The 3,936-nt window shown below is 66.4% G+C and carries 3 protein-coding genes and 1 pseudogene; 3 read left to right on the forward strand and 1 reads right to left on the reverse strand.

Annotated features, from left to right (window positions below; all coding sequences use genetic code 11):
• Window positions 1-509: pseudogene (locus tag MKK75_RS23170) on the forward strand (6-bladed beta-propeller); the annotation flags it as partial.
• 383 nt (window positions 510-892) lie between these two features.
• On the opposite strand, the gene MKK75_RS23175 reads toward MKK75_RS23170, so the two are convergent.
• The gene (locus tag MKK75_RS23175; RefSeq protein WP_244044871.1) at window positions 893-1,789 is read right to left on the reverse strand and encodes a LysR family transcriptional regulator; all 897 of its coding nucleotides are present in this window, start codon (window positions 1,787-1,789) and stop codon (window positions 893-895) included.
• 265 nt (window positions 1,790-2,054) lie between these two features.
• Between MKK75_RS23175 and MKK75_RS23180 the strand changes: the two genes are divergently transcribed.
• Complete coding sequence (locus MKK75_RS23180; protein WP_244044869.1) at window positions 2,055-2,789, forward strand: SDR family NAD(P)-dependent oxidoreductase; 735 nt, start codon at window positions 2,055-2,057, stop codon at window positions 2,787-2,789.
• Between the two features lie 38 nt (window positions 2,790-2,827).
• Window positions 2,828-3,427, forward strand: a complete 600-nt coding sequence (locus MKK75_RS23185; protein ID WP_244044870.1) for an NADPH-dependent F420 reductase — start codon at window positions 2,828-2,830, stop codon at window positions 3,425-3,427.
• The last annotated feature ends 509 nt before the right edge of the window (window positions 3,428-3,936 follow it).

A 3,936-nucleotide genomic window follows, 5' to 3' on the forward strand; every position in this document is an offset into this window, starting at 1 on the left:
TCGACAAGGACGGCAACTGGGTCGACTCCTACGGCAGCTACGGCACCGAGCCGGGTCAGTTTCGCACCCTGCACTCGATCGCCTCGGACGCGAACGACAACATCTACATCGCCGACCGTGGCAACGCCCGCATCCAGGTGATGGACACCGGTGGCCATATCCAGCGGATCATCAAGATCGACGTGCCGTTCGACTATGACAAGGCGCGCGCCATCATCCGCGGCAAACCGGCCAAGGACCGCTCCACGGTCGACCTTTTCACGCCGGGCGCGCCCTGGGCACTGTGCATCACGCCTGGGCCCAAGCAGGTGCTCTTCGTCGCCGACGCCTTCCCGGGCCGGATCTACAAGCTGTCGCTCGACGGCAAGGTGCTGGGCGTGCTCGGCGAGACGGGCAAGCAGCTCAAGCAGTTCGGTTGGATCCACGAGATCGCCTGCCCGTCAGAGCACGAGATCTATGTCGGCGAACTGCTGAACTGGCGCCCGCAGAAGCTGGTTCTGCACCCCTGATATGCCTGTTCGGGCGCTCTGCGGCCCTGCCGCCGAAAAGCGGCCCCTCTCGAATACACCTGTTCGGTCGCGCGGTTCTGTTTCACCGAGCGCCCAGATCCGACCTGCTCAGGGTATGCTTCGAGTCGTAAGTGGGTCTTTGAGCGACGTCCGCTCTTCCGGTTTCCTATCCGGGAGTGGACGGGCCGAAATCGGGCATCTGCCGCCAAGCCTCGCTCGCCCCAACGTCTCAGAGGGGCGGAAAGCGGTCGGATCGCTTTCGAGCGGCAGTTTATGAGAGCGTACGTGGTCACTGCACCCGCTCGCGCCCGTTCATCGGACGCTCGGATCTTCCGCTTGGAGGCGCTCGACCATCGCCGGTGCCGCTGACGACCTGACGCACATCAAGCGTGTGATATGGACAACCCCGCGAGAAGCGGCGCGTACGTTGCGAGCTTGCGGGACACGAATTCCGTGAAGAGCCGCACGCGCTTGGTCCTGCGAGCCTCCCCCTGCGTGAGCAGCCAGAGCGTTCCGTACAGGTGCAGTTCAGTGCCTGGGACCCTGACCAGGAGAGGATCGGCATCGCCGACGAAGCACGGCAGTGTCGTCATCCCGAGCCCCTGCCGGACCGCCGCGACCTGCGCCTCGGCACCTGAGACCCTGAACGGAACCTCGGCGGTTCGGATCCCGCCGGCGTCGGCCCAGTCCGGTACCCCGTGCGCGCTGATGACGATCCACCGCGCGGGATCGGGCGCGCCCGCACGCCATCCGGCGAGGCGGTTTTGGGACATGTAGACGCCACCGAACACCTCTGGTCCCTTCAGGCCGTGAAGGTTGAGCGGAAGGGTCTTGCGGTCGTAGACCACGCGGATCGCGACGTCGGCTTCCCGATTGGTGAGGTTCGCCAGCTCACCCGACGACGAGAGGTCCATCTCGATGTCCGGATGCAGGCGCGCGAACTCAGCGAAGTCCGACATGAGCAGATGGGTGGCGAGGGGCGGCGCCAGCGTCACCCGCAGGAGCCCGCGCACGCCCTGATCGCGCCCGAAGACCTGTGCCTCCAACTGGTGGGCGGTCACTTCTATCCGCTCAGCGAGTTCGAGAACCTCCTCGCCTGCACCTGTGATGCGGTAGCCCGCAGGCAGCTTCTCGAACAGCTGCACCCCGAGCCGTTCCTCAAGCTGAGCGACGCGTCGCAGAACGGTCGCGTGGTTCACCCCGAGGTGCGCCGCAGCGCCCCGCACGGAGCCTCCGCGCGCGACGGCGAGGAAGTAACGAACATCATCCCAGTCGAACATGGTGCGATCCAGCACCAAGTGGCGCCTGTTCGCAAGGCTCGCAACCAGCACGTCGGACATGGGCCTGGAAGCTTGCCCAGGTTCAGATCGCCGATAGCGGATCTTCACACGCGGCGGACATCAAACCCCACGATCGGCGTCGGCCTGCGCGCCGGATCGATTTCGCACCACCGCTGTGCGCACTTCCGTACTCAACGTCTCCCCAAGGCGGACGCATGTTCGGGCGTCGGGGGCTTCCCGAGACAGTCAAGGACGGAGCCTGAACGTGGGAAAGCTTGAGGGTAAGGTCGCGGTCATCACGGGTGGCGCGACCGGTATCGGCCGTGCCGCAGCGAAGCGCTTCATCGAGGAAGGGGCCTTCGTCTTCATCTTCGGCCGCCGGCAGGACGCGCTCGACGCCGCCGTGGTCGAGCTTGGGCCCGATGCCCGCGCGGTGAGGGGCTCAGTCGCCGTCGAGGCGGACCTCGACCGGCTCTACGCGGTGGTGAGGGCCGAGCGCGGGACCCTCGACGTCGTCTTCGCCAATGCCGGTAGGGGCAGCAGGCTCAAGCTCGGCGAGATCACCGCCCAGCACATCGACGCGACCTTCGACACCAACGTGAAGGGCACGATCCTCACGGTTCAGAAGGCGCTGCCGTTGATGGGCCCGGGCGGTTCGATCATCCTGACCGGGTCGAGCGCCGGCACCACAGGTGCCCCGGCGATGAGCGCCTACAGCGCGAGCAAGGCGGCGGTGCGCAACCTCGCACGGTCCTGGGCGGAAGACCTGAAGGGCACCGGCATCCGGGTCAACGTGCTGTCGCCCGGGGCGACGGCGACCGAGCTTGCCAAGGCGGCGCTCGGCGAAGAGGGCCAGAAGGTCTTCGCGTCGATGACCCCGCTCCAGCGCATGGCCGACCCGGCAGAGATCGGGGCGGCGGCCGCCTTCCTCGCTTCGGCGGACAGCAGCTTCATGACCGCCAGCGAGGTCGCGGTCGACGGCGGCCTGGCACAGCTCTGACGCACGTCCCAGCTGACGCCACAAACAAGGTGAAAGACATGAGTTACGCGATCATCGGCTTCGGCAAGATCGGCCAAGCCTTGGCCAAGGCATACGCCCGCAACGGCATCGCGGTCTCCGTCGCGACCACGCGCAATCCCGAAAGTTTCGCATCCGATGCCGCCGCCATCGGGTCCGGGGTCGTCCCCGTGACGCTGGCGGAGGCCGTCGAGGCGGACGTCATCTTCCTGGCGGTCCGCTTCGAGGCACACCCGGACGTCGCGAAGGCGCTCCCCGATTGGCAGGGGAAGACCATCGTCGACGTGACCAACACCCGCGTTCCCCCTGAGGAGCTAGGCGGGCGGCCTTCCTCCAGCGTCGTCGCGCAGGCCTTCACCGGAGCGCGACTGGTCAAGGGGTTCAACCATCTGGGCGCTGGGGTGCTCGGACAGGACCCGGGCGCACATGGCGGCAGGAGGGTCGTGTTCCTGGCGAGCGACGACGAGGACGCTGCGACAGAGGTCGGCGAACTCACGGAAAGGCTCGGCTTCGCGCCGATCAAGCTTGGATCCCTCTCCGAGGGCGGGCTCCTCGTGCAGGCCCGCGGCCCGACCTGGGGGCGGTTGATCTTCAAGGACCTCGTCAGCTTCGAAAGTTGAATTCGAACCGCCTTTTGGGTGCCGTCTCACCGACGGGAGCGCGACGCAGGACATCGGCTCGCATGAGGTGGAGCGTCCCCTCCGCGGCGGGAGGGTGGAGTGTGATCGCCCTCCCGCCATGCCTACCGAACAATCGATGCATGACCGCTTTCCGGACACTTGAAAGGCCGTCGGAACGGCTGCCGTGGGTCGTTGGGAGGCCGTCTACTTTCCCTGCTGCCACCCCCGAAAGCGGACCGGCAGCTTTCGGCCAGCATCAGCTGCCGCAGACCGCCTGTTGGCATCTCAGATGGGTGGTTTTCCGCCGGTCTGCTTTCGGACAGTAATGATAGAAGCGGACATCGCCTCCGTGCCCGCTCACGACCCAAGTCGGACGGATATTCTCGCCCGTTCTTCGCCCGGAAGCAGACGTGCAGCCCGGCTTCGCCGCCAGTGTAAGCTTGTCCCGAACAGCTTCAGCTACGCATTCGCCGGATCTGCGTCTCCACGCGCATTGCGCCGGATGACTT

The sequence above is a fragment of the Methylobacterium sp. J-030 genome, assembly GCF_022829545.1.
GTDB lineage: Bacteria > Pseudomonadota > Alphaproteobacteria > Rhizobiales > Beijerinckiaceae > Methylobacterium.